Here is a 21,408-nt window from a genome sequence, read left to right on the forward strand (position 1 = left end):
GCTTTCACCTCACGGGACCGGACACAGCGCGCTGGCCTGGCGGCGCAGGTCGACATGCCGGCGCCGCCACTGCAGGACGTCGGGACGCATGGTCTCGACGATCCCAGAAATTCACCACTAAGTCAATAGGAAATAGCGGGTATATATGCGCTGAGCTGCGCTCATCACCGTGGGTGATCATTTCGAGGGTGGGTATGAGCTCCCGCATGCGGAGGGCTCGCTCGAGGACACGTCACAGGCCTTCCGGAACTTCCGGACGCACGCGCGCGGGGGCGCTGGCGCTGGCGGCGGCGCTGGGCGGCACGATCGTCGGCTGCGGGGGCGAGAGCGCGCGCCGGCCCACCGTCAACCTCTACAACGCGCCCCAGGAGAACATCGGCGTCCTCGTCGACCGCTGCAACCGGCTCGCCCGGGGCCGCTACACCATCGTCCTCAACACCCTCCCGCGCGACGCCGACGGCCAGCGCGAGCAGCTCGTGCGCCGGCTCGCCGCCGCCGACCCCGGCCTGGACGTGCTCGGCCTCGACGTCACCTGGACCGCCGAGCTGGCCGAGGCCGGCTGGATCCGCCCCTGGACCGGCGAATATGAGCGTCGCGCCCGCGCCGGCACCCTCGCCAAGCCGCTGGAGACCGCCGTCTGGGAGGGCCGGCTGTACGCCGCGCCCTACAACACCAACGTCCAGCTCCTGTGGTACCGCTCCGACCTGATCCCCGAGCCGCCGCGGACCTGGGAGGAGCTGATCCGCACCTCGACCCGGCTCGCCGCCCAGGGCAAGCCGCACCGCGGCGGGATCACCGGGGCCCGCTACGAGGGCCTGGTGGTGTGGTTCAACAGCCTGATCCAGTCGGCGGGCGGCGCCATCCTCACCCCCGACGGCGAACGCGTTCAGCTGGGCGCGCCCGCGCTCACCGCGCTGGGCGTCATGCGGGCCTTCGCCCGCTCTCCCGCCGCCGACCCGTCCCTGTCGAGCATGCGGGAGGACGACGTGCGGCTGGCGATGGAGAGCGGACGCGCCGCCTACCAGATCAACTGGCCGTTCGTGTACGCGTCGATGGCCGCCAACCGGCCCGACATGCTGCGCGTCCTCAAATGGGCGCCCTACCCCGGGATCACCGGCCCGGGCCGGGCCCCGCTCGGCGGCGCGAACTTCGGGGTCAGCGCCTACAGCAGGCATCCGCGGGAGGCGTTCGAGGCCGCGCTGTGCCTGCGCGACGCCGAGAGCCAGAAGATCGCCGCCGTCCGCGACGGGCTGCCGCCCACCATCCGCGCCGTCTACGACGAGCCGGAGATGGCCCGGGCCTACCCGATGCGGCAGGCCATCCTGGACGCCCTGGAGACCGCCGCGCCGCGCCCCAAGACCCCCACCTATCAGAACGTCTCCACCGTCACCTCCGCCGTCCTCTCGCCCCCCGACGAGATCGTCCCCGTCCGGACCGAGGCGCGGCTGCGGGACCTGATCGGTGACGCGCTGAGCAGCAAGGGGGTTCTGCCATGAGCACCCGGGCGCCCGCACGGCACGCCCGACGCAGGATCAGCGAGGAGAAGACGGCGCAGCGGAGGCTGGCGCTGTGGCTGTGCGCGCCGGCGGCGCTGATCATGCTGCTGGTCACCGGCTGGCCGATCCTGTACGCGGTGCTGCTGTCGCTGCAGCGGTACGACCTGCGCTTCCCCGACGAGCGGGCGTGGGTGGGGCTGAGCAACTACGCGGCCGTGCTGACCGACCCGTTCTGGTGGAACGCCTTCTGGGTCACCGTCGTGATCACCGTGATCAGCGTGGCGATCGAGCTGGTGCTGGGGATGCTGCTGGCGCTGGCCATGTACCGCACGCTGATCGGGCGGGGCGTGATCCGCACGCTGGTGCTGATCCCCTACGGCATCGTCACCGTGGTCGCCGCCTACGGCTGGCGGTACGCCTGGACGCCGGGGACCGGCTGGCTGGCCGGGGCGCTGCCGCCGGGATCGGCCCCGCTCACCGAGAAGATCCCCGGAGTGGCGATCATCATCCTGGCCGAGGTGTGGAAGACCACGCCGTTCATGGCGCTGCTGCTGATGGCGGGCCTGGCACTGGTGCCCGACGACCTGCTCAAGGCCGCCTCGATGGACGGGGCGACGGCCTGGCAGCGGTTCTGGCAGGTGACGCTGCCGCTGATGCGCCCGGCGATCCTGGTGGCGCTGCTGTTCCGCACGCTGGACGCGTTCCGGATCTTCGACAACATCTACGTGCTGACCGGCGGGGCCGCCGACACCGGCTCGGTGTCGCTGCTCGCCTACCGCAACCTGATCGGCGGGCTGAACCTCGGCATCGGCTCCACCATGTCGGTGCTGATCTTCCTGACCGTGGCCGCGATCTCGGTCCTGTTCATCCGGGCGTTCGGCATCAGCGCCCCCGGCACCCAGGGGGAGCGGCGATGAGGACCGACCGCGGCGCCCGGGCCCGCTGGCTGGCGGTGGACCTGCTGGTGGCGCTGTACGTGCTGATCCCGGTGCTGTGGATCGTCTCGCTGTCGTTCAAACACCCCAGCACGTTCGGCGACGGGTCGTTCATCCCGCGCCGATGGACGCTGGAGAACTACGCGGGGATCTTCGACAACCCCGACTTCACCCGAGGGCTGATCAACTCCATCGGGATCGGGCTGATCGCCACGCTGATCGCGATCGTGTTCGGCACGATGGCCGCCTACGCCATCGCCCGGCTGGACTTCCCCGGCAAGAACACGCTGGTGGCGGTCTCGCTGCTGGTGGCGATGTTCCCGCAGATCTCGCTGGTCAGCCCGCTGTTCCAGATCGAGCGGGCGCTGGGGCTGTTCGACACCTGGCCGGGACTGATCATCCCCTACATCACCTTTGCGCTGCCGCTGACGATCTTCACCCTCTCGTCGTTCCTGCGGGAGATCCCCTGGGAGCTGGAACAGGCCGCCAAGATGGACGGGGCCACCCCCTTCCAGGCGTTCTGGCAGGTGATCGCGCCGCTGGCGATGCCCGGCATGGTGACCACCGCGATCTTGACGTTCATCTTCTGCTGGAACGACTTCCTGTTCGCGATCTCGCTGACCTCCTCGAACCGGGCCCGGACCGCGCCGGCCACCATCTCGTTCTTCACCGGCAGCACGCAGTTCGAGGACCCGGCGGGATCGATCGCCGCCGCCGCGGTGATCGTGACCATCCCGATCATCATCTTCGTGCTGTTCTTCCAGCGCCGGATCGTCTCCGGGCTGACCAGCGGAGCCGTCAAGGGGTGAGGGGCCCGTGGCCGAGATCGTGCTGGACAAGGTGACCAAGCGCTACGGCGACACGGTGGCCGTCGCCGAGTTCAGCCTGCACATCGCCGACGGGGAGTTCATCATCCTGGTCGGCCCCTCCGGCTCGGGGAAGTCCACCGTGCTCAACATGATCGCCGGGCTGGAGGACATCACCGAGGGCGAGCTGCGGATCGACGGCGAACGGGTCAACGAACGCGCCCCCCGCGACCGCGACATCGCGATGATCTTCCAGTCGTACGCGCTGTACCCGCACATGACCGTGGCGCAGAACATCGGGTTCCCGCTCAAGCTGGCCGGCCTGGACAAGGCGGCGATCGCCGAGAAGGTCGAGCACGCCGCCCGGCTGCTGGGGCTGACCCCCTACCTGGACCGCAAGCCCGCCCAGCTGTCCGGCGGGCAGCGGCAGCGGGTGGCGATGGGCCGGGCGATCGTGCGCAGCCCCAAGGCGTTCCTGATGGACGAGCCGCTGTCCAACCTGGACGCCAAGCTGCGGGTGCAGATGCGCACCACCATCTCCCGGCTGCAAAAGGACCTGGGCACCACCACCGTCTACGTCACCCACGACCAGGTGGAGGCGATGACGCTGGGCGACCGGATCGTGATCATGCGGGACGGGGTGATCCAGCAGGTCGGCACGCCGCAGGAGCTGTACGACCGGCCGCGCAACCTGTTCGTGGCCGGGTTCATCGGGTCGCCGCCGATGAACTTCCTGCCCGGCGAGCTGACCGTCGACGGGGTGCGGACGCCGCTGGGGACGATCCCGCTGGGGTCGCAGATGCCGCGCGGCACCGTGGAGCCGCGCCGGGTGATCCTCGGGATCCGGCCGGAGGCGTTCGAGGACGCCGAGCTGATGCGCGACCGGGAGCCGGGGGTCTTCTACACCGGGACCGTGGACATCGTGGAGTCGCTGGGCGCGGAGAAGATCGCCTTCTTCGACCTGGGCGCCGTCGAGGCGGTCCGCTCCGAGCATCTGGAGGCGCTGTCGCGGGACCGGGGCACCCAGGACATGGCGGCGGAGAGCGCGCAGCTCACCGTGCGGCTCGACGCCAAGTCCAAGGCCGCGGAGGGCCGTCCGCTCAAGGTGTGGTTCTCCCCCGAGTCCGTCTACCTGTTCGACCCCGACAGCGGCGCCACGCTGACCGAGCACGTCGTCGCCGGATAGCCGCGCGCCCGGCGGACGTCCCCCGTCCGCGCGGCGGGAGGCCGGGCCGTCGGATCGGTGATGCGGGCGGCGAGGACGCTCACAGGCTGCGCGGGACGGCCAGGAACCCGTCCCGCCGGTCGCGGTGGAGCCGGCGGGTCTGCAGCGCCAGTCCTCCGGACAGGCAGGCGGCGCAGCCCAGCACCACCGCCGACGCCGGGTCCTCGGCCACCCGGGCGGGCAGGCCGGTGTGCTTCGACAGCAGCTCCGGCAGCCCGGTGAGCTTCGCGCCGCCGCCGGTCAGCACCATGCCGCCGGTGGTCAGGTCGACGACCGTCTCGGCCGGGCAGTGCTCCAGCAGGGAGCGGAGCTCCTCCACCAGGGTCCGCAGCGGGGGTTCGACGGCCGCGCCGATCTCGGCGGCGGTCAGCACGACGGGCTTGGGCACCCCGGTGTCCAGGTCGCGGCCGTGCACCAGCACATGGTCGTGCCAGGGGGCGGCCCCGATCCGCCGTTTGATGGAGGCGGCGGCGTCCAGGCCGATCAGCACGCCTCGCTCGCGACGCACATGGTCCGCGATCGCCCGGTCCAGGTCCTGCCCGCCCACCCGCACCGTGCGGGCGACGACGATCATGCCCAGCGACAGCACCGCCAGGTCGGTCGTCACCGCGCCCACGTCCACCATCAGCACCGCGGGCGGCTCGTCCAGCCGAATCCCCGCGCCCAGGGCGGCGGCCAGCGGGGTCGGCACCATGGTCAGCGACCGGGCGCCCGCGCCGCAGGCCACATAGGCCAGGGCGTGCTGCTGCACGTCGGTGATCTGACTGGGCACCGCCACCGCCATCCGCGGGGTGGTCAGGTAGCGGCGGCGGTGGGCGCGGCGCAGCAGATGCCGCAGCAGCCGCCGCGCGGTCTCCACCTCGTTGAGCACCCCGCCCTCGAACGGCCAGACGAACCGGATGCCCACCGGCGCCCGCGCGTGCAGCTCCAGCGCCTCCTCGCCGGCCGCCAGGTATTCGCCGGTGGCGTCGTCCAGCGCCAGCAGGGTCGGCGTGACGGCCACCACCCCTCGCCCCCGGAGGTGCACCCGGGCGGTGCGGCTGCCCAGATCGACGGCGGTGTCCCGGCACGGGAAATCGCGCAGCCGCATGGCACTCCCTTCGGGGCGCGAGCGTGCGGAATCCGTGGAACATCCCGCACGCACGAATATGCGGAGGTCGGTGGCGACCGGTGCATCGGTGACCGATATCTACCCGGGCGTAGCGTGCTCATCGCCAAGTCGCGGAAAAGAACGTCTCTTCGGTCGGCCGGACATGCAGACGGCAAAACGGTCATGCTCTGCGGGGTCGCCCGCCGTCGGCGAGGCCGGGTCTCGCGGCGCCGGGCGACACACATCTGTTCCGTTGTGTGACGTTCACCTGGAGAAATGGTGTGCTTTGCCGAGGCGTTGCCGGCCCGCGATGTTCCTCGAAAATCCTTTCCGGTCACTTCGTCAGGGATTTGGAGCGTGCTGGACAAGCCCCGTGGCGACGGAGAGACTCGCTGATGCCGGCCGCGGACCCGCATCGCTGCAGGCAAGGCCGGCGAGCCGACAGGCGCAGATTTTTCGGTCGTATTCACAAAGGTCGATCAAAGGAGGTCCGTGAGACATCGCGATCCGTCGGGACGCACCGGCCGCGGCGGACTCCGCCGCGCGACTCCGCCCGCGCGCCGCCGGCCCGCCGCCCGCTTCTTTACGGCATGAGGCGCGCCGAGGTGCGGGCCGACCTGCTGGACCTGGCCGCCCGGCATCGCGGCCCGGTGGCGGCCGGGACGATCGTGACGCTGGCGGCGTTCGCGCTCGGCCTGGCGCAGCCGCCGCTGGTGCGCCGGGCGATCGAGGACGCCGAGACGGGCCGGATCGCCTGGGGCGTGCTCGCCGTGCTGGTCGCGCTGTTCGTGGCGCAGGCGCTGCTGGAGGGGCTGCGCCGGTACACGCTGGCGCGCACCGGGGAGAGCGTGGTGCTGTCCGTCCGGGAGGCGCTGACCGGGCACCTGCTGCGGCTGCGGATGCCGGTGTACGAGCGGCACCGCGCCGGTGACCTGATCGTGCGGGCGACCGCCGACGCCGCGGCGCTGCGCCGGACGGTCGCCGCCGGATTCGTCGGCCTGATCACCGGGGTGATCGGGCTGGTCGGGGCGGCGGCGCTGATGATCTGGCTGGACCGGGTGCTGTTCGCGGTGGCCGCGGCGCTGATCGCGGCGGCCGTGACGGTGCCGGCCGGGGCGCTGCGCGCGATGCGCGCCTCCTCCCTGCACGCCCGGCAGGCCACCGGCGAGATGGCCGCCGACCTGGAACGCGCGCTCGGCGCGATCCGCACCGTCCGGGCGGCGCGGGCCGAGGCCCGGGAAGAGGCCCGGATCGTCCGGCGGGCGCGGGCCGCCCGCGCCGCCGAGGTGCGGACGGCCCGGTTCGACGCCATGGTGGGGCCGGCCGGAGAGGCCGCGATCACCGGCTCGTTCCTGCTGGTGGTGCTGGTCGGCGGGGCGCGGGCGGCGACCGGGGAGATCGCGGTGGCGGATCTGGCGGCGTTCGTGATGTGCCTGGTGTTCCTGACCGGGCCGCTGGGGGCGCTGGTCGAGGCGATCGGCGTCATCCAGGAGGGGACGGGGGCGCTGCGCCGGATCGGCCAGGCGATGGCGTGGCCCCGGGAGTCGGACGGCGACGGGGTGCCGCCCCAGGTGCGCTCTCCTGGGGAGCCGGCGCTGCTGGAGCTGCAGGACGTGTGGTTCGGATACGCGCCGGACCGGCCGGTGCTGCGCGGGGTGTCGCTGCGGATCCCCCGGCGCGGCCTGGTGGCGCTGGTCGGCCCGCCCGGCGCGGGCAAGTCCACGCTCTTCGCGCTGATCGAGCGGTTCTATGAGCCCGACCAGGGCCGGATCCTGTTCGAGGGCGCCGACCTGGCGGAGCTGGAGCGTTCGGCGTACCGGTCGGCGATCGGGCTGGTGGAGCAGGACTGCCCGATCATGCGCGGCACGCTGCGCGACAACCTCGCCTACGCCGTGCCCCGCGCCGGGGACGCGGAGCTGGAGCGGGTGATCGAGCTGGTCGGGCTGTCCCGGCTGGTGGAGCGGCTGCCGCAGGGGCTGGACACCCCGGTCGCCGACCGCGGCGCGACCCTGTCGGGCGGCGAGCGGCAGCGCATCGCGCTCGCCCGCGCGCTGCTGGCCCGCCCGGCGCTGCTGCTGCTGGACGAGCCGTCCCCGCGGCTCGACGCCGGCACCGTCGCCCGCCTCGCCGCCGAGCGGGCGGTGGTGGTCGTCACCCACCGGCCGGACCTGGTGCGGGACGCCGACCGGATCGTCGTCCTCGACGAGGGCCGCGTCACCGCCGCCGGCGCCCATGAGGACCTGCTGGAGAGCAGCCCCTGCTATCGGGGGCTGGTCGTCGCGGCCGGGGGCGGCCGGGCGGTCCGCCTGTGGTGACCGTGCACCGGCCCGGGACGCCGCCCGCGTTCGGGGACGTGCGAGGAGAACGGGGGAGGGCGCCCGCCCGGAGGGGCGGAGCGGGTATGCCGAGGACTCGACGTCCTCCCCGGTATGGAGGCGAGGTCTTCTCGGAGGTGTCCGATGATCGAGATTCGCCGGGTGTACGACCCGCCGCCGGAGCAGGGCGCGGTGTTCCTGGTGGACCGGGTGTGGCCGCGCGGCGTCCGCAAGGAGGAGCTGCGCATCGACGGCTGGCTGCGCGATGCGGCCCCCTCGGCGGAGCTGCGCATATGGTTCGGGCATCGCCCCGAGCGGTTCGCCGAGTTCGCCGAGCGTTATCGCCGTGAGCTCCAGGCCCGGCCCGAAGTGCTGCGCCCGCTGCTGGAGGCCGCTCGCCGCGGCCCGGTCACCCTGCTGTATTCGGCCAAGGACACCGAGCACAACCAGGCGGTGGTCCTCCGTGAGCATCTGAACGCGCTGCTCGCTGACGGGTGATCTTTCAGGGATGTGCCGGATGTCCTGACTTGTGCTGCTAGCGTGCCGCCCGAACGGGGAGGTACGGGTGGCGTCGATCAAATGGCGGGACCGGATCCGGTACTGGTTCGACAACACCATGTCCAAGGGCACCCCGGCGCTGGTCGGCTGGCTGGGGCTGGCCTCCGCGGTGCTGATCGTCTCGGTGGCGACGCTGGCGGTGGTGATCGCTCCCGGCGACGCCGCCGACAACGGCCACTGGCCCGGGGTGGTGTGGCGGAGCCTGCTGCGCACGCTGGACCCCGGGACGATGGGCGACGACACCGGCAGCGCCCCCTACCTGGGGTTGATGCTGGCGGCCACCTTCGGCGGGCTGCTGATCGTCAGCGCCTTCATCGGCGTGCTCACCACCGGGCTGGAGGCCAAGCTCACCGAGCTGCGCAAGGGACGCTCACGGATCGTCGAGAGCGGCCACACGGTGATCCTGGGCTGGTCGGACCAGGTGTTCACGGTGCTGTCGGAGCTGGCCGAGGCCAACCAGGGCCGCCGCCGCACCACCGTGGCGATCCTGGCCGACTGCGACAAGGTCGAGATGGAGGACGCCATCCGCGCCCGCGTCGGCGACACCGGCCGCATCCGCGTGGTGTGCCGGCACGGCAACCCGCTCAAGGTCGCCGACCTGGAGCTGGTCAGCCCCTCCACGGCGCGGTCGATCGTGGTGCTGGCCCCGCCGATGCCCGACCCCGACACCTATGTGATCAAGGTGCTGCTGTCGCTCAACACCCGGTCCTGGGACGAGCCCCGGCCGCACGTGGTGGCCGCCGTGCAGGACTCGGCCAATCTGCCCGCGGCGCGGCTGGCGGGCGGCCCGGCCGCCCAGGTGATCGACGCCGACGACATCGCGATCCGGTTGATCGTGCAGTCGCACCGCCAGTCGGGGCTGTCCCAGGTGTGCACCGACCTGCTGGACTTCAAGGGCCATGAGTTCTACATGCGGCCCGAGCCGAGCCTGGTGGGCGCCACCTACGGCGAGGCGCTGCTGGCCTATGAGCTGGGCATCCCCGTGGGGCTGCGGCGCGAGGGCGAGTCGATGCTCAACCCGCCGATGGACACCGTGATCGCCCCCGGCGACGAGATGATCGTGCTGGCCGAGGACGACCTGCTGATCAAACTGGCCGCCGACCGGCCGCCGGTGGTGGAGGAGGCGATCGGGACCGCCCGTCCTCACCCCTCCGCGCCCAGCCGGACGCTGATGCTGGGCTGGAACCACCGGGCCCCCAAGATCATCAGGCTGCTGGACGAGTTCGTGGAGGCCGGCTCGGAGCTGACCGTCGCCGGGCTGTGCGCCGACCCCCGCCCGCAGCTCACCGGCCTGCGCAACCTGCGCATCGGCTTCGTCCACGGCGACGACACCTCCCGGGCCTTCCTGGACTCCCTCGACGTCGGCTCCTACCAGCACGTGGTGGTGCTCTCGGACGAGGCGTTCGACCCGCGCCTGGCCGACGCCCGCACCCTGGTCACCTTGCTGCACCTGCGCGACATGGAAGAGGGGCTGGGCGACCCCTACTCCATCGTCAGCGAGATCAACGACGACGCCGACCGGGAGGTCGCCCAGGTCACCAAGGCCGACGACTTCGTGGTCAGCGACAAGCTGATCAGTCTGATGCTCACCCAGCTCAGCGAGAACCGGCACCTGCACGAGGTGTTCTTCGACCTGCTGGACCCGGCCGGCTCGGAGATCTACCTCAAGCCCGCCGAGGACTATCTCGCGCCGGGGGTGGAGGCGAACTTCGCCACGGTGATCGAGGCGGCCCGGCGGCGCGGTCAGACCGCCATCGGCTACCGGCTGTGGAACGCCTTCCACGAGCCGCCCACCTACGGCATCGTCCTCAACCCCGACAAGGCCGCTCCGCTGACCCTCTCGCCCGACGACCGGGTCATCGTGATCGCCGAGGACTGACGGGGACGGGCCGGGTTAGGCTGCGGGTAAGCGTTCGCTTGCGTCGTGAGGAGCAGCCCGTGGATCACACCGCCCCACCCGAGATCGCCCGTCTGCTGGCCGACATCGACGCCTTCATCGAGGAGCAGATCAAGCCGCTGGAAGCCGCCGACGACAACATCCGGTTCTTCGACCACCGGCGCGAGTGGGCCCGCACCGACTTCGAGAACGGCGGGCTGCCCCGCCCCGAGTGGGAGGAGCTGCTCGCCGAGGTCCGCCGCCGCGCCGACGCCGCCGGGCTCTACCGCTACGCCCTGCCCAAGGAGCTCGGCGGGAGCGACGGCACCAACCTCGGCATGGCCTACATCCGCGAGCACCTGGCCCGCAAAGGGCTCGGCCTGCACAACGACCTGCAGGATGAGACGAGCATCGTCGGCAACTTCCCCGTCGTGCAGCTGATCTGGACGTTCGGGACCCCCGAGCAGAAAGAGGAGTTCTGCGAGCCGCAGATCACCGGGGAGCGCGCGGTGGCGTTCGGCCTCACCGAGCCCGGCCACGGCAGCGACGCGACCTGGCTGGAGACCACCGCCGTGCGGGACGGCGGCGACTGGATCATCAACGGGACCAAGCGGTTCAACACCGGGATGCACCGCGCCACCCACGACCTGGTGTTCGCCCGCACCTCGGGACGGCCGGGGGAGGCGCGCGGGATCACCGCCTTCCTGGTGCCGACCGACGCCCCCGGGGTGGAGATCCCCTTCTACTGGTGGACGTTCAACATGCCCACCGACCACGCCGAGGTGGAGCTCCGCGACGTGCGGGTGCCCTCGTCGGCGATCGTCGGGGAAGAGGGCAGGGGCCTGGAGGTGGCGCAGGCGTTCGTCCACGAGAACCGCATCCGCCAGGCCGCCTCCGGGGTTGGCGTCGCGCAGTACTGCATCGACGAGAGCGTCGCCTACGCCCGCGAGCGCATCGTCTTCGGCAGGCCGCTGGCCGAACGGCAGGCCGTCCAGTGGCCGCTGGTGGAGCTGCACACCGAGGCGGAGATGCTGCGCACCCTGGTCCGCAAGACCGCCGCCGAGCTGGACGCCCGCCACCACATGGAGGTCAGCGACAAGGTCTCCATGTGCAACTACCGGGCCAACCGGCTCGCCTGCCAGGCCGCCGACCAGGCCATGCAGGTCCACGGCGGCCTCGGCTACACCCGGCACAAGCCGTTCGAGCACATCTACCGGCACCACCGCCGGTACCGCATCACCGAGGGCTCGGAGGAGATCCAGATGCGCCGGGTCGCCGGTCACCTGTTCGGCTACCTGGGCCGCTAGCCGCCGGACGCGCGGCGGGACGCCGGAAATGTCGGTGGGGCCGGCGATGATCGGCCCCATGCCGTACCTCTCCGACGATGTCGTGCTGTCGCCCCGGGCGGTGCGGATGGCCGCCGCGCTGGCCGAGGCGCCGGATGTCCGCCCGGACCCCGACGTGTGGGACCCCTCGTGGTTGACCGACGAGGAGCTGGCGGCGCTGCTGCCCGTCGCCTACGCGTCGGCGGACCGCTCCCTGCGCAGCGACGTCGAGCGCGCGGCGAGCGAGCGGGAGCCGCGGTTCACGCCGGGAGCGTGCTCGGCGATGTTCGACGCGCTCGTGGACATGCTGCCGCGCCGGGGCCGGGCGGATCTGGACACAGGACTGGGGGCGCTGCTGCGGTGCACCGGACCGTGGCCGCCCGGCCTGACCGACCGTGCGGCGACCCTGGTCCGGGCCATGCTCGAGCGGGGCGAGGAGGCGGGGACGTATCGGCTGCTGGCGATGGCCCGGCTGGCGGGGCCGATGCTGCACGCCGAGGTCGCGGCGGGGTTCGCGGTCGAGGGGGAGATCGCGCGCGCCGAGCTGGAGCTGCTGCTGACCTGGCCGGTGCGGGAGCTGGTCGCGTTCTGCGAGGTCGAGGGCCGCCAGCGGTTCCGTTCCGTCGCCATGCCGACGCCGCCGTGGGCCTGGGAGCTGGTGGCCGACGCAGGGTATGCACGGTTCGCCCGATGGGCGCTGGGGCAGGCGCGGGCGCGGGCGGCCGCCGTCCAGGCGGGCGAGGTGCCCTACCGGGCCGACAAGGCGTTCACCGCCGACGAGGTCCGGACGCTGGGGCGGGCGGCGCGGCTGGCGCTGCGGCGGGACGAGCCGTGGCTGCCGGAGGCGGTGGACCGGCTGCTGCACGACGTGGCGGTCGCGCCGAAGGAGGACGCCCGGACGCTGCCCTCGCAGGCGCTGCTGTTCGAGATCACCCGGGCGGTGGAGGACTTCCCCACGCCCGAGACGGCGGCGTCGCTGCGCGCGGTGCGGCGGACGGTGCGGCACAGAGGCGTGCCCAAGCAGCTCGACCGGATGCTCAAACGCGTGGACGCCGCCCTGGCCGAACGCGTCGAGGTGGCGCTGCGGATGCCCGACCTGGGCTTCCCCCCGGACGGCGTGCTGCGCACCCCGGTGGGCGAGTGCACCGCGGTCATCACGGTCGAGGAGGAGAAGGCGACGCTCGGCTGGCTCGGCCCGGACGGCAGGCCGAGGCGGTCGACGCCCGCCCAGGTGAGGCGGGAGCACCGCGAGACCGTCAAGGACCTGCGGAACCTGGCCAAACGGGTCCGCGCCCACCTGAGCACGCTGGTGCGGGCCCTGGAGGGCGGCCTCCCCGCCGAGGCGACCCGGCCTTATGAGCGGTGGCGGGAGGACCTGGTCCGCCATCCGCTGGCCGGCACCACGGTCCGGCGGCTGATCTGGGAGGTGGAGGCGGAGCCGGGACGGTGGCGGGCCGTGCTGCCCTCCCCCGAGGGCCTGCTGGACTCCACCGGCGCCGCCGTCGACGAGCCGGGGCGGGACGCGGCGGTCCGGCTGTGGCATCCGATCCGCTCCGACGCCGAGGAGATCACGCGGTGGCGCGACCTGATCGTCGAACGGCGGATCCGGCAGCCGTTCCCGCAGGCGTTCCGGGAGGTCTACCGCCTCACCCCCGCCGAGGAGGAGGCGGGGACGCACTCCGAGCGGTTCGCCGCGCATCTGGTGCACTACCGGCGGATGTTCGCGCTGTTCCGCGCCCGGGGCTGGCGAAGCGGCCTGCTGGGGCCGTGGGACGGCGGAGGCGAGGACGAGGCGGAGCGGGTCCTGGCCGGACGGTGGCGGGTCGCCTTCCGGCATCTGCATGCGGACGAGGGCATCGCCTCCACCGACCGGGTCCGCTTCGCCCGCCGCGTCGCCGACGGGTGGCGGGAGGTCCCCCTGACCGAGGTGCCGCCGGTGGTGTTCAGCGAGGCCATGCGGGATGTGGACCTGTTCGTCGGGGTGAGCTCGCTGGCCGCCGACCCGGACTGGGCGCAGCGCCGCGAGGACCCCTACCGGGCCTACCGCCACGAGCACGCCTTCGGCGAGCTCACCCCGTCCGCCGAGGCCCGCCGGGAGGCGCTGGCCCGGATCCTGCCGCGCACCAAGATCGCCGACCGCTGCGCGCTGACCGACCGCTTCCTGGTGGTCCGCGGCGACCTGCGCACCTACCGGATCCATCTGGGCTCGGCCAATGTCGTGATGGAGCCCGACGGCGCCTACCTGTGCATCGTCCCCGCCCGCCCCGGCCCCCGTGTCTACCTCCCCTTCGAGGAGGACCGGCTGTCGCTGATCCTCGGCAAGGCGTTCCTGCTGGCCGCCGACACCGAGATCACCGACGAGTCCATCCGCGCGCAGATCACCTGCGGACCGCCCGCCGGCTGAAGGCGGCCCCGCCCCCGTCGTGACCGACGCCCCCGCGCCGGACGGCGCCGCCGACGGCCCGGCCGTGACGGCCCGGGACCGGCGGGCCGGACCACCGGCAGAGCACCGAGAGGACACCGATGCCCGACGTCGTCCTCCGCGATGAGACCGCGGCCGGCCGCCCCGCCGGCGCCCTCCGGCTGTCCGACCTCCCCGAGCGCATGACGTTGCGGGAGCTGATCCGGCTGCGCGTCCGGGAGGAGGTCGCCCGGTGCGACGCCGACCCCTCGCGCGACCCCGCCGGGCCGGCCGGAGCCCGGCGCACCGGCCGGGCCGGCCCGGCCGTCGACTGGGTCGAACGGGCCGACCGCGCCGAGCGGGCCTTCGCGGCCAACGGGTTCTTCGTCTTCTCCGCCGACCGGCGGCTGGAGGACCTCGACGAGGAGCCGGACCTCACCGCCGGGCTGGAGCTCACCTTCGTCAAGGTCGTCCCGCCGGCCGGGGGCTGAGGCCGCCGCGGCGGTTAGGCTCGCCGCAGGGCACCGTCGCGTCCGGTTGGGGTGATCTTGTGGCCGAGCTGCTGGCGACCAGCGATCTGCACGTCGGGCATCCGGAGAACCGGGCTCTGGTGGAACGGATCGAGCCGCGCTCGCCCGGCGACTGGCTGATCGTCGCGGGGGACGTGGGCGAGCGCCTCCCCGACATCGAGTGGGCGCTGCGCACGCTGGCCGGCAGGTTCGCCAAGGTGTTCTGGGCGCCCGGCAATCACGAGCTGTGGACGCCGCCCGGCGAGGAGGACGGGCCGCGGGGGGTGGAGCGGTACCGGCACCTGGTCGACATGTGCCGGAGCCTCGGGGTCCGCACCCCCGAGGACCCTTATGAGGTGTGGGAGGGCCCGGGCGGGCCGGTGACGATCGTCCCGATGTTCCTGCTGTACGACTACACCTTCCGGCCCGACGGGGCGACCACCAAGGAAGAGGGTCTGGCGATCGCCCACCGATCCGGGATCGTCTGCACCGACGAGAGGTTCCTGCACCCCGACCCCTATCCCAGCCGCGAGGCCTGGTGCGAGGCCCGGCTCGCCGAGACGCGCAGGCGGCTGGAGGAGCGCCCCGCCGGCGTCCGGACCGTGCTGGTCAACCACTGGCCGCTGATCCGCGAGCCCACCCGGGTGCTGTGGTACCCGGAGTTCGCCCAGTGGTGCGGCACCGTCCACACCGACGACTGGCACGTCCGCTACGACGCCAAGGCGGTCGTCTACGGGCATCTGCACATCCCCCGGACGATCGAACGCGACGGCGTCCCCTTCGTCGAGGTCTCCCTGGGCTACCCCCGGGAGTGGCGGCGCCGCGGCACGCCGCCGGTGCTGCGGCCGGTCTTCCCCGAGCCCTGAGGAGCCGCATCGGGGCGTCCGCCGGGCGGCGCCGTCCGGCGGTGCGCGGCGCACCGAGGGGCGACGGTGCGCCGCCGCGGGGTCACCGCGCCCCGTGCGGGCTGGGCGAGCGCAGCTCGGCGAACGCCTCGGGGACGGCGGAGGCCAGCACCTCCAGGTCGGGGACGGTGTCGAAGTCGCCGGTGACGCCGAAGAAGAGACGGCCCACATAGGAGAAGACCGCCACCGTGATGCCGGCCCCCGCGGCGACGGGGACGTAGGGGTAGAGGGCCAGGACCTCGCGGCCCGCCACGTACAGGGGGTCCTGCGGCCCGGGGATGTTGGTGACCGTCGTCTGGAACACGCTGCGCGCCACCGCCATCACCGCCCGGGCGGCCGGGGCCAGCAGGGTGGGCGCGGTCCCGGCGAGCCGCACCAGCGCGTCGGCCCCGGCGGCCTGGTGGGTGTGCTTGAGCTCGTGCATCTGGGTGCGCAGGTCGGCCAGTCGCAGGCGGGGGTTGGGCTCCCCGCAGGGGAGCTCCGCGATCACGGCGGAGACCCGGTTGCCCAGCGGGGCGTCGTCGGCGCGGACCGAGACCGGCACCAGGCAGCGGACCCGGGTGCGGTCCTCCAGCTCGCCGCGCGCCGCGAGGAGCTCCCGGAAGCCGTGGGCGACGGCGGCCAGGATGACGTCGTTGACGGTGCCGCCCAGCTCGCGGCGGATCGCCTTGGCCTCCTCCAGGCTCGCCTCCGCGGTGAGCCACCGGCGGTCCGGGCCGGCGGGGCCGCGCAGGGACGGCATGGCCTGCCGGGTGATGTGCTCGACGGTGTGCGGCAGGCCCTCGGCGAACTCGCGGGCCTTGCGCAGCTGCGCCGCACGCGGCGGCCGGGTCAGCCGCCGGGCCAGCGCACCCGCCGGGCGGCCCACGGCCCGGCCCAGCCCGCTCAGGGCCAGCGCCCATCGGGAGGGGCCGGGTGCGGCGGGCGGGGGCGCCGGCTCCGGCGAGAGATCGGGGCCGGAGTCGAACAGCGCGGTCAGCAGGTCGCTGCCGCCGACGCCGTCCACGATGCAGTGGTGCACCTTGATGATCAGCGCCCACCGGTCGTCGGCGAGCCCCTCGGCCACCCACATCTCCCACAGCGGCCGGTCCGGATCCAGCCGGCGGCTCATGATCCTGCCGACCAGGTTCTGCAGCTCCCGCATGCCGCCCGGGGCGGGCACGGCGGTGCGGCGCAGATGGCGGTCGAGCGAGAAACCGGGATCGTCCACCCAGATCGGGGTGTCCAGGTGCAGGGGGACGGTCCGCACCCGCTGGCGGGCGCGCGGCACCCGCGGCAGGGCGGCGGTGATGATCTCGGCGGTCTCCTCGGGGCCGGGCGGCGGGCCGTGCAGGATCGCGATCGAGGCGATGTGCAACGGGGCCCGGTCGCTTTCGGCATACCAAAAGCCCGCATCCAGCGCGTTCATCCGCTCCATGGGCGATCCCCCTCCTTGAGGGCTTATTGCCGCCCCCGGCCGCTTTACGCGGCGGCGGCGCGTGCGGTGGCCCACAGCGCCGGAACGCCTCAGGTGCGCTGACCTGCACAAAAACGGGTAGAACCTGGCAAACAGGCCAAATGCCTGGTCTGTGATCCGTTGAGCCGAGGTGAGGCGCATGTCCATCACACTGGCGCTGGCCGGCGACACCATGCTGGGGCGCGACGTGGCGAAGCGCCTGGCCGCGGTCTCCTGGCACGACCTGTTCGCCACCGCGGTGCGGGACCGGTTCGCCGCCGCCGACCTGGCCGTCCTCAACCTGGAGTGCTGCATCTCCGCACGCGGCCGGCCGTGGTCCTCGCCGGGCAAGATGTTCCACTTCCGCGCCCCGCCGAAGGCCGCGGACCTGCTGGCCCTGCTGGGGGTCGACTGCGTCACCCTGGCCAACAACCACGCCCTGGACTACGGGCACGAGGCGTTCCTCGACACCCTCGAGCACCTGGAGAACGCCGGGATCGCGGTGGTCGGGGCGGGCCCGGACGAGCCGAGCGCACGGGCCGGCACGATCCTGGAGGCCCACGGCGTGAAGGTCGGGGTGCTCGGGCTGACCGACCATCCGGCCGAGTTCGCCGCCGGACCCGACCGCCCCGGCGTGGCGTACGCCGACCTGTCCTCCGGGGTGCCCGGCTGGGTGAAGGAGCGCATCGCGGCCCTGCGGGCCCGGGCCGACGTCGTGCTGGTCACCCCGCACTGGGGGCCCAACATGGTCGCCGAGCCCCTGCCGTACGTCCGGCGCGCCGCCGTCGAGCTGCTGGAGGCCGGCGCCACCATGATCGCCGGTCACTCCGCGCACGTCTTCCAGGGCGTGTCCGGCCCGATCCTCTACGACCTGGGGGACTTCATCGACGACTACGCCGTGGACGCCGACCTGCGCAACGACCTGGGCCTGCTGTGGCTGGTCGAGCTGGACGAGCGCGGCCCCCGCCAGGTCACCGCCGTCCCGCTGGCCCTGGACTACTGCCGCACCCGGATCGCCTCGGAGAACGAACGGGCCCTGATCTACGACCGGCTGGCCGCCGCCTCCGCCGAGTTCGGCACCCCGGTCGAGGAGCACGACGGGGTCTTCACCATGCACATGGCCGTCCCCGCCCACTGACGTCCCGGCCGGGGACGGCGGGACGGGCGACCGCAACCCCGGGAGTACGGCCGGGCGGCCGGGACGCAACCGGAAGGGTAGGGCGGTGTCAGCCACGGGCCGATCCGGCCCGGTGGGCCGGCGGCCTACGTTCGCCGCATGAACACCGATCCCTTCCTCTCCGTGCGGCGGCGGGTCGACTGGCCCATGGCCTGCCTGCTGACGGCCATCGCGCTGGTGAGGCCGCTGTTCTCCATCGCCGGATGGAGCGAGGCGCTGGGCAAGCCCGCCACGCCGCTGCTGCTGACCGCCGCGATCACGCTGCTGTGGATCCTCATCGGGGCCTTCGGGCGGATCCGCGAACCCCTCCCGACCCTGATCTGCGCCGGGGCGGCCTACGCCGTCGTCGCCATCGTGGCGAGCGGGATCCTCTCGCCCATCCTCACCGGTGAGCTCCAAGGGCCGCTCGCCACCCCGATCGCCGTCTTTCCGGTGATCGCGGTGAACGTCCTGTGGGGGGCGTTTTGCGGCGTCTGCGCTCAGGCGCTGCGGCGTCTGCGCCGCTGACCCGAGCGCGGCGATCGGGGAGCGGAACGACCGGAAGAATGCGTTTTCCGCCGCCTGCCGATTTCTTTCTCCGCACATGCGCCGGCGATGGGCCATGGCCGGCGGCGACCGGTCGGAATTTCCGGCGGACAGGGTGTTGCGGGTCTTGCCTCCATTCCGTGCGGAATGGACAAGCCCCAGGTCACGGCACTGATCGCGGGATCAGTAAAAGGAATTTTGTCATTGCGAGTGCGATTGCTTGCCGTGATTGAGGTGTCACGCCTGATAAACCTGGGACGCCCGTGCGACATCAGTCGCATCGAGTGACCGCCCCCTCTGCCGGGGTGTCCCGGTTTGGAGTTCTCGTGACCGAACGTTCCCCAGGGATATGCCACGCCATGAGGCGTGTCCGCCGGTGGCGTCGCGCTCTGGCGAGCGCGGCCTGCGCGGCGGTGATGGCGGGCTGCGGCGGGGGCGACGGCCCGACCGAGAGCCGGTCCACCGGGCCGGACCTGACCAGGCTGCCGCAGGCGACGACGTTCACCACGCTGCGCGGCCTGCCCCAGGACCCCGCACCGCAGGCGGAGACCGACGGCACGGTGGTGCACCCCACGAGCACCGTGGAGGTGGCGGCCCGGCCCGGCGGACCGGCCGTGGCCGCACTGCCGGAACAGCAGCTCGACAGCCCCACCTGGGTGCCCGTCGTGGGCGCCCGGGACGGCTGGCTGCAGGTGCTGCTGCCCAGCAGGCCGAACGGGGTGACCGGCTGGATCCGAGACGACGGGCGGATCACCGTCGCCCGCACCTCGCACCTGGTCAAGGTGGACCTCGCCCAGCGGCGGCTCACCCTGTGGGAGTCCGGCCGCAAGACGGGGACCTGGACGGTCGCGGTCGGGGCGGCCGAGACGCCCACCCCCAAGGGGCGGACGTTCCTGCTCGCCCTGCTCAAGCCGGCCAAGCCCACGTTCAGTCCGCTGATCGTGCCGGTGGGGGCCCACTCGGAGACGCTGGAGACCTTCGGCGGCGGCCCGGGCACCGTCGCCTTCCACGGCTGGCGCGATGCGTCGGTCTTCGGCAAGGCCGTCACCCACGGCTGCATCAGGGTGCCGGACGAGGCGCTGACCAGGCTCAGCCGGATCCCGCTCGGCACCCTCGTCCTGGTGACCTGACCGACCCGACGCCGGCCGGGCGGCCGAACGTCCCGGCCGGCCGACAGACCCTTCCGCGAACCCGATCGTCGATCTGTCAAGGAGGAAGCGTGCGTTTGTCATCCACGGCCCGGACGGCCGCCGTCACCGGGGCCCTGGTGGCCCCCCTGATCATCGCCGGTGCGCCCGCCGCGTTCGCCGACAAGGCCGGCGCCAAGGACAACAGCTCGGCCTACGGCCTGACCGCCGACGGGCTGGTGACCCTGCCGGCGACGCCTCTGGTGGCGGCCCAGGGCAAGACGCCGCAGCGCAAGTCCGTCGCCGAGCTGCCGCCGAACTCGCTGGTGAACGCCTCCGCGCTGGACGCCCTGGCGCAGCGCGGCGTGGGCCGGGCCAGCGTGTCCGACCTGAACGTGGCCCAGCGGCTGCTGCACGCCGAGACGGTCAGCGCCACCTGCGAGGGCCGCAAGGGCCAGGCCACCTTGACCAACGCCTACCTCAACGGCCAGCGCCTGGCCGCCAACCCCAAGCCCAACAGCGCGCTGCGGGTGCCGATCCAGGGGCTCGGCGAGGCCTCGGTGGTGCTCAACTCCCAGCGGCGCAACCCGCAGGGCGACCTGACCGTCACCGCCATCGAGCTGAACCTGCCGTCGACCAACGGCAAGCCGCAGCGTCTCGGCATCGCCTCGGCCACCTGCGGCGCCGCCAAGCGGATCAAGAGCAACCCCGAGAAGCCCCACAGCCGGCCCGGTCAGGGCCACCACGCGGGCGGCAAGGGCCACCCCGGGCACACCAGGCCCGCGGCCATGGCCCCGGCGCCCACCCCGGTGACCAAGGACCTTCCGGTCACCGGCTGACACCCCGCCGCAGCGCGCCCTCCTTCGCCCGCACCCGGGCGGGGGAGGGCGCCGCGGCGTCGGCGGCGCTCTCACGGCGACCGCCCGCGGGCCCGGCCACCGGTCAGACCGCCGGGGAGGGGGCCTCCAGCCCGTCGTCGGGCGCCGGTGCGCCCGGCGGGTCGCCCGCCGCGTCGCCCACCAGACGGGGCACGACCTGTTCGGCGAGGTGGAGGACCGTCTGCTCCAGCAGCAGATGCACCTGCGCCCGAGTCATCCGCCCGAACTTCAGCCACTCCCGGGTGACGGCCACGGCCATCCCGGAGAACCCGCGCAGCGCCGCGCGCACCTCATCGTGCTCGGCCGCCAGCGGCGCCAGCCCCAGCACCTCGCAGACCCGGTCCACGGCGCGGTCCCGGGCCTGGTCCAGGATCCGGCTCAGCTCCGGGTCGCCGCCGGACTCCACCATGTCCAGCGCGGTGATCCACGTGCCCCGGTTGCGCTCCAGCAGCTCCAGCCAGCCGTCCAGGGCCTTGGTGACGCGGCTGCGGACGCCGGCCCCCTCGACATAGGCCGGCACCGGCATCGGCGGCATCTCCAGCATCCGCCGCACCGCCGCCAGATACAGCTCCCGCTTGGTCCCGAAATAGTGGTTGAGTAGGCCGCGGCTGACGCCCGCCGCGTCCGCGATCTGAGTGCTGGACACCGATTGATAAGGGTGCCTGCTGAACAGTCTCTGGGCGACCCGCAGGATCTGATCACGCCGTTCGTCGGGCTCTTTGCGCACCCGGCGCGTCGTCGCGCCGCCGACCGTGGCCTTGCCCATCTACTCCCTCGCCGTCGGGCCGCGCCCGGCCGCATCATCGCTGAAAGCGGTGTTCATCG

19 protein-coding genes are annotated in these 21,408 nt (G+C 73.1%); 15 read left to right on the plus strand and 4 right to left on the minus strand.

Annotated elements, in window-relative coordinates; genetic code table 11:
• Window positions 1-9: 9 nt before the first annotated feature.
• A complete protein-coding gene (locus tag EIO00_RS25930; protein WP_422100044.1) occupies window positions 10-90 on the minus strand; it encodes a putative leader peptide in 81 nt (26 codons plus the stop codon).
• A gap of 116 nt (window positions 91-206) precedes the next feature.
• Here EIO00_RS25930 and EIO00_RS12245 point away from each other — a divergent pair, with 116 nt between their 5' ends.
• From EIO00_RS12245 to EIO00_RS12260, 4 genes are read left to right on the plus strand one after another with little or no spacing between them, the layout of a single operon-like run.
• The gene (locus EIO00_RS12245) at window positions 207-1,496 is read left to right on the plus strand and encodes an ABC transporter substrate-binding protein (protein WP_206664120.1); all 1,290 of its coding nucleotides are present in this window, start codon (window positions 207-209) and stop codon (window positions 1,494-1,496) included.
• Complete coding sequence (locus EIO00_RS12250; protein WP_140178262.1) at window positions 1,493-2,413, plus strand: carbohydrate ABC transporter permease; 921 nt, start codon at window positions 1,493-1,495, stop codon at window positions 2,411-2,413. The genes EIO00_RS12245 and EIO00_RS12250 overlap by 4 nt, the downstream gene beginning before the upstream one ends.
• Window positions 2,410-3,240 carry a carbohydrate ABC transporter permease gene (locus EIO00_RS12255; RefSeq protein WP_140178264.1) on the plus strand — a complete coding sequence of 277 codons (831 nt, stop codon included), beginning with the start codon at window positions 2,410-2,412 and terminating at the stop codon, window positions 3,238-3,240. Before EIO00_RS12250 ends, EIO00_RS12255 begins: the two co-directional genes overlap by 4 nt.
• 7 nt (window positions 3,241-3,247) lie before the next feature.
• A complete protein-coding gene (locus EIO00_RS12260; RefSeq protein ID WP_140178266.1) occupies window positions 3,248-4,423 on the plus strand; it encodes an ABC transporter ATP-binding protein in 1,176 nt (391 codons plus the stop codon).
• 79 nt (window positions 4,424-4,502) lie between these two features.
• Here the strand turns inward: EIO00_RS12260 and EIO00_RS12265 are convergent, their stop codons facing one another.
• On the minus strand, window positions 4,503-5,552 hold the full coding sequence (locus EIO00_RS12265) for a rod shape-determining protein (RefSeq protein WP_140178267.1): 1,050 nt from the start codon (window positions 5,550-5,552) through the stop codon (window positions 4,503-4,505).
• Window positions 5,553-6,142: 590 nt separating this feature from the next.
• On the opposite strand from EIO00_RS12265, the gene EIO00_RS12270 reads away from it, so the two are divergent.
• From EIO00_RS12270 to EIO00_RS12300, 7 genes are all read left to right on the plus strand, one after another.
• Window positions 6,143-7,867 carry an ABC transporter ATP-binding protein gene (locus EIO00_RS12270; protein ID WP_161602710.1) on the plus strand — a complete coding sequence of 575 codons (1,725 nt, stop codon included), beginning with the start codon at window positions 6,143-6,145 and terminating at the stop codon, window positions 7,865-7,867.
• A gap of 144 nt (window positions 7,868-8,011) precedes the next feature.
• Window positions 8,012-8,365: a DUF488 domain-containing protein gene (locus EIO00_RS12275; protein ID WP_241661300.1), complete on the plus strand. Its 354-nt coding sequence runs from the start codon at window positions 8,012-8,014 to the stop codon at window positions 8,363-8,365.
• Between the two features lie 67 nt (window positions 8,366-8,432).
• Window positions 8,433-10,304, plus strand: coding sequence for a CASTOR/POLLUX-related putative ion channel (locus EIO00_RS12280; RefSeq protein ID WP_140178273.1), 1,872 nt, complete (start codon window positions 8,433-8,435; stop codon window positions 10,302-10,304).
• A gap of 59 nt (window positions 10,305-10,363) precedes the next feature.
• On the plus strand, window positions 10,364-11,608 hold the full coding sequence (locus EIO00_RS12285) for an acyl-CoA dehydrogenase family protein (RefSeq protein ID WP_140178275.1): 1,245 nt from the start codon (window positions 10,364-10,366) through the stop codon (window positions 11,606-11,608).
• A gap of 58 nt (window positions 11,609-11,666) precedes the next feature.
• The gene (locus tag EIO00_RS12290; RefSeq protein ID WP_140178277.1) at window positions 11,667-14,030 is read left to right on the plus strand and encodes a DUF4132 domain-containing protein; all 2,364 of its coding nucleotides are present in this window, start codon (window positions 11,667-11,669) and stop codon (window positions 14,028-14,030) included.
• 119 nt (window positions 14,031-14,149) lie between these two features.
• Window positions 14,150-14,518 carry a hypothetical protein gene (locus tag EIO00_RS12295; protein ID WP_140178279.1) on the plus strand — a complete coding sequence of 123 codons (369 nt, stop codon included), beginning with the start codon at window positions 14,150-14,152 and terminating at the stop codon, window positions 14,516-14,518.
• 59 nt (window positions 14,519-14,577) lie between these two features.
• Window positions 14,578-15,402, plus strand: a complete 825-nt coding sequence (locus EIO00_RS12300) for a metallophosphoesterase family protein (protein ID WP_140178281.1) — start codon at window positions 14,578-14,580, stop codon at window positions 15,400-15,402.
• 82 nt (window positions 15,403-15,484) lie between these two features.
• On the opposite strand, the gene EIO00_RS12305 is transcribed toward EIO00_RS12300, so the two are convergent.
• On the minus strand, window positions 15,485-16,858 hold the full coding sequence (locus tag EIO00_RS12305) for a WS/DGAT/MGAT family O-acyltransferase (protein WP_161602711.1): 1,374 nt from the start codon (window positions 16,856-16,858) through the stop codon (window positions 15,485-15,487).
• Window positions 16,859-17,036: 178 nt separating this feature from the next.
• Here EIO00_RS12305 and EIO00_RS12310 point away from each other — a divergent pair, with 178 nt between their 5' ends.
• The 4 genes from EIO00_RS12310 to EIO00_RS12325 all read left to right on the plus strand — a co-directional run bounded on the left by EIO00_RS12310 (window position 17,037) and on the right by EIO00_RS12325 (window position 20,544).
• Window positions 17,037-18,014 (plus strand): CapA family protein, encoded by a 978-nt coding sequence (locus EIO00_RS12310; RefSeq protein ID WP_140178284.1) that lies wholly within the window; start codon window positions 17,037-17,039, stop codon window positions 18,012-18,014.
• A gap of 138 nt (window positions 18,015-18,152) precedes the next feature.
• Window positions 18,153-18,560: a hypothetical protein gene (locus EIO00_RS12315; protein WP_140178286.1), complete on the plus strand. Its 408-nt coding sequence runs from the start codon at window positions 18,153-18,155 to the stop codon at window positions 18,558-18,560.
• A 377-nt stretch (window positions 18,561-18,937) separates the two neighbouring features.
• Complete coding sequence (locus EIO00_RS12320) at window positions 18,938-19,708, plus strand: L,D-transpeptidase (RefSeq protein WP_140178288.1); 771 nt, start codon at window positions 18,938-18,940, stop codon at window positions 19,706-19,708.
• Between the two features lie 89 nt (window positions 19,709-19,797).
• Complete coding sequence (locus EIO00_RS12325) at window positions 19,798-20,544, plus strand: choice-of-anchor P family protein (protein WP_140178291.1); 747 nt, start codon at window positions 19,798-19,800, stop codon at window positions 20,542-20,544.
• Between the two features lie 103 nt (window positions 20,545-20,647).
• Here EIO00_RS12325 and EIO00_RS12330 read toward each other — a convergent pair whose 3' ends face one another.
• On the minus strand, window positions 20,648-21,349 hold the full coding sequence (locus EIO00_RS12330; RefSeq protein WP_140178293.1) for a TetR/AcrR family transcriptional regulator: 702 nt from the start codon (window positions 21,347-21,349) through the stop codon (window positions 20,648-20,650).
• Window positions 21,350-21,408 lie beyond the last annotated feature (59 nt).

Source organism: Thermomonospora catenispora (genome assembly GCF_006363815.1).
GTDB lineage: Bacteria > Actinomycetota > Actinomycetes > Streptosporangiales > Streptosporangiaceae > Thermomonospora > Thermomonospora catenispora.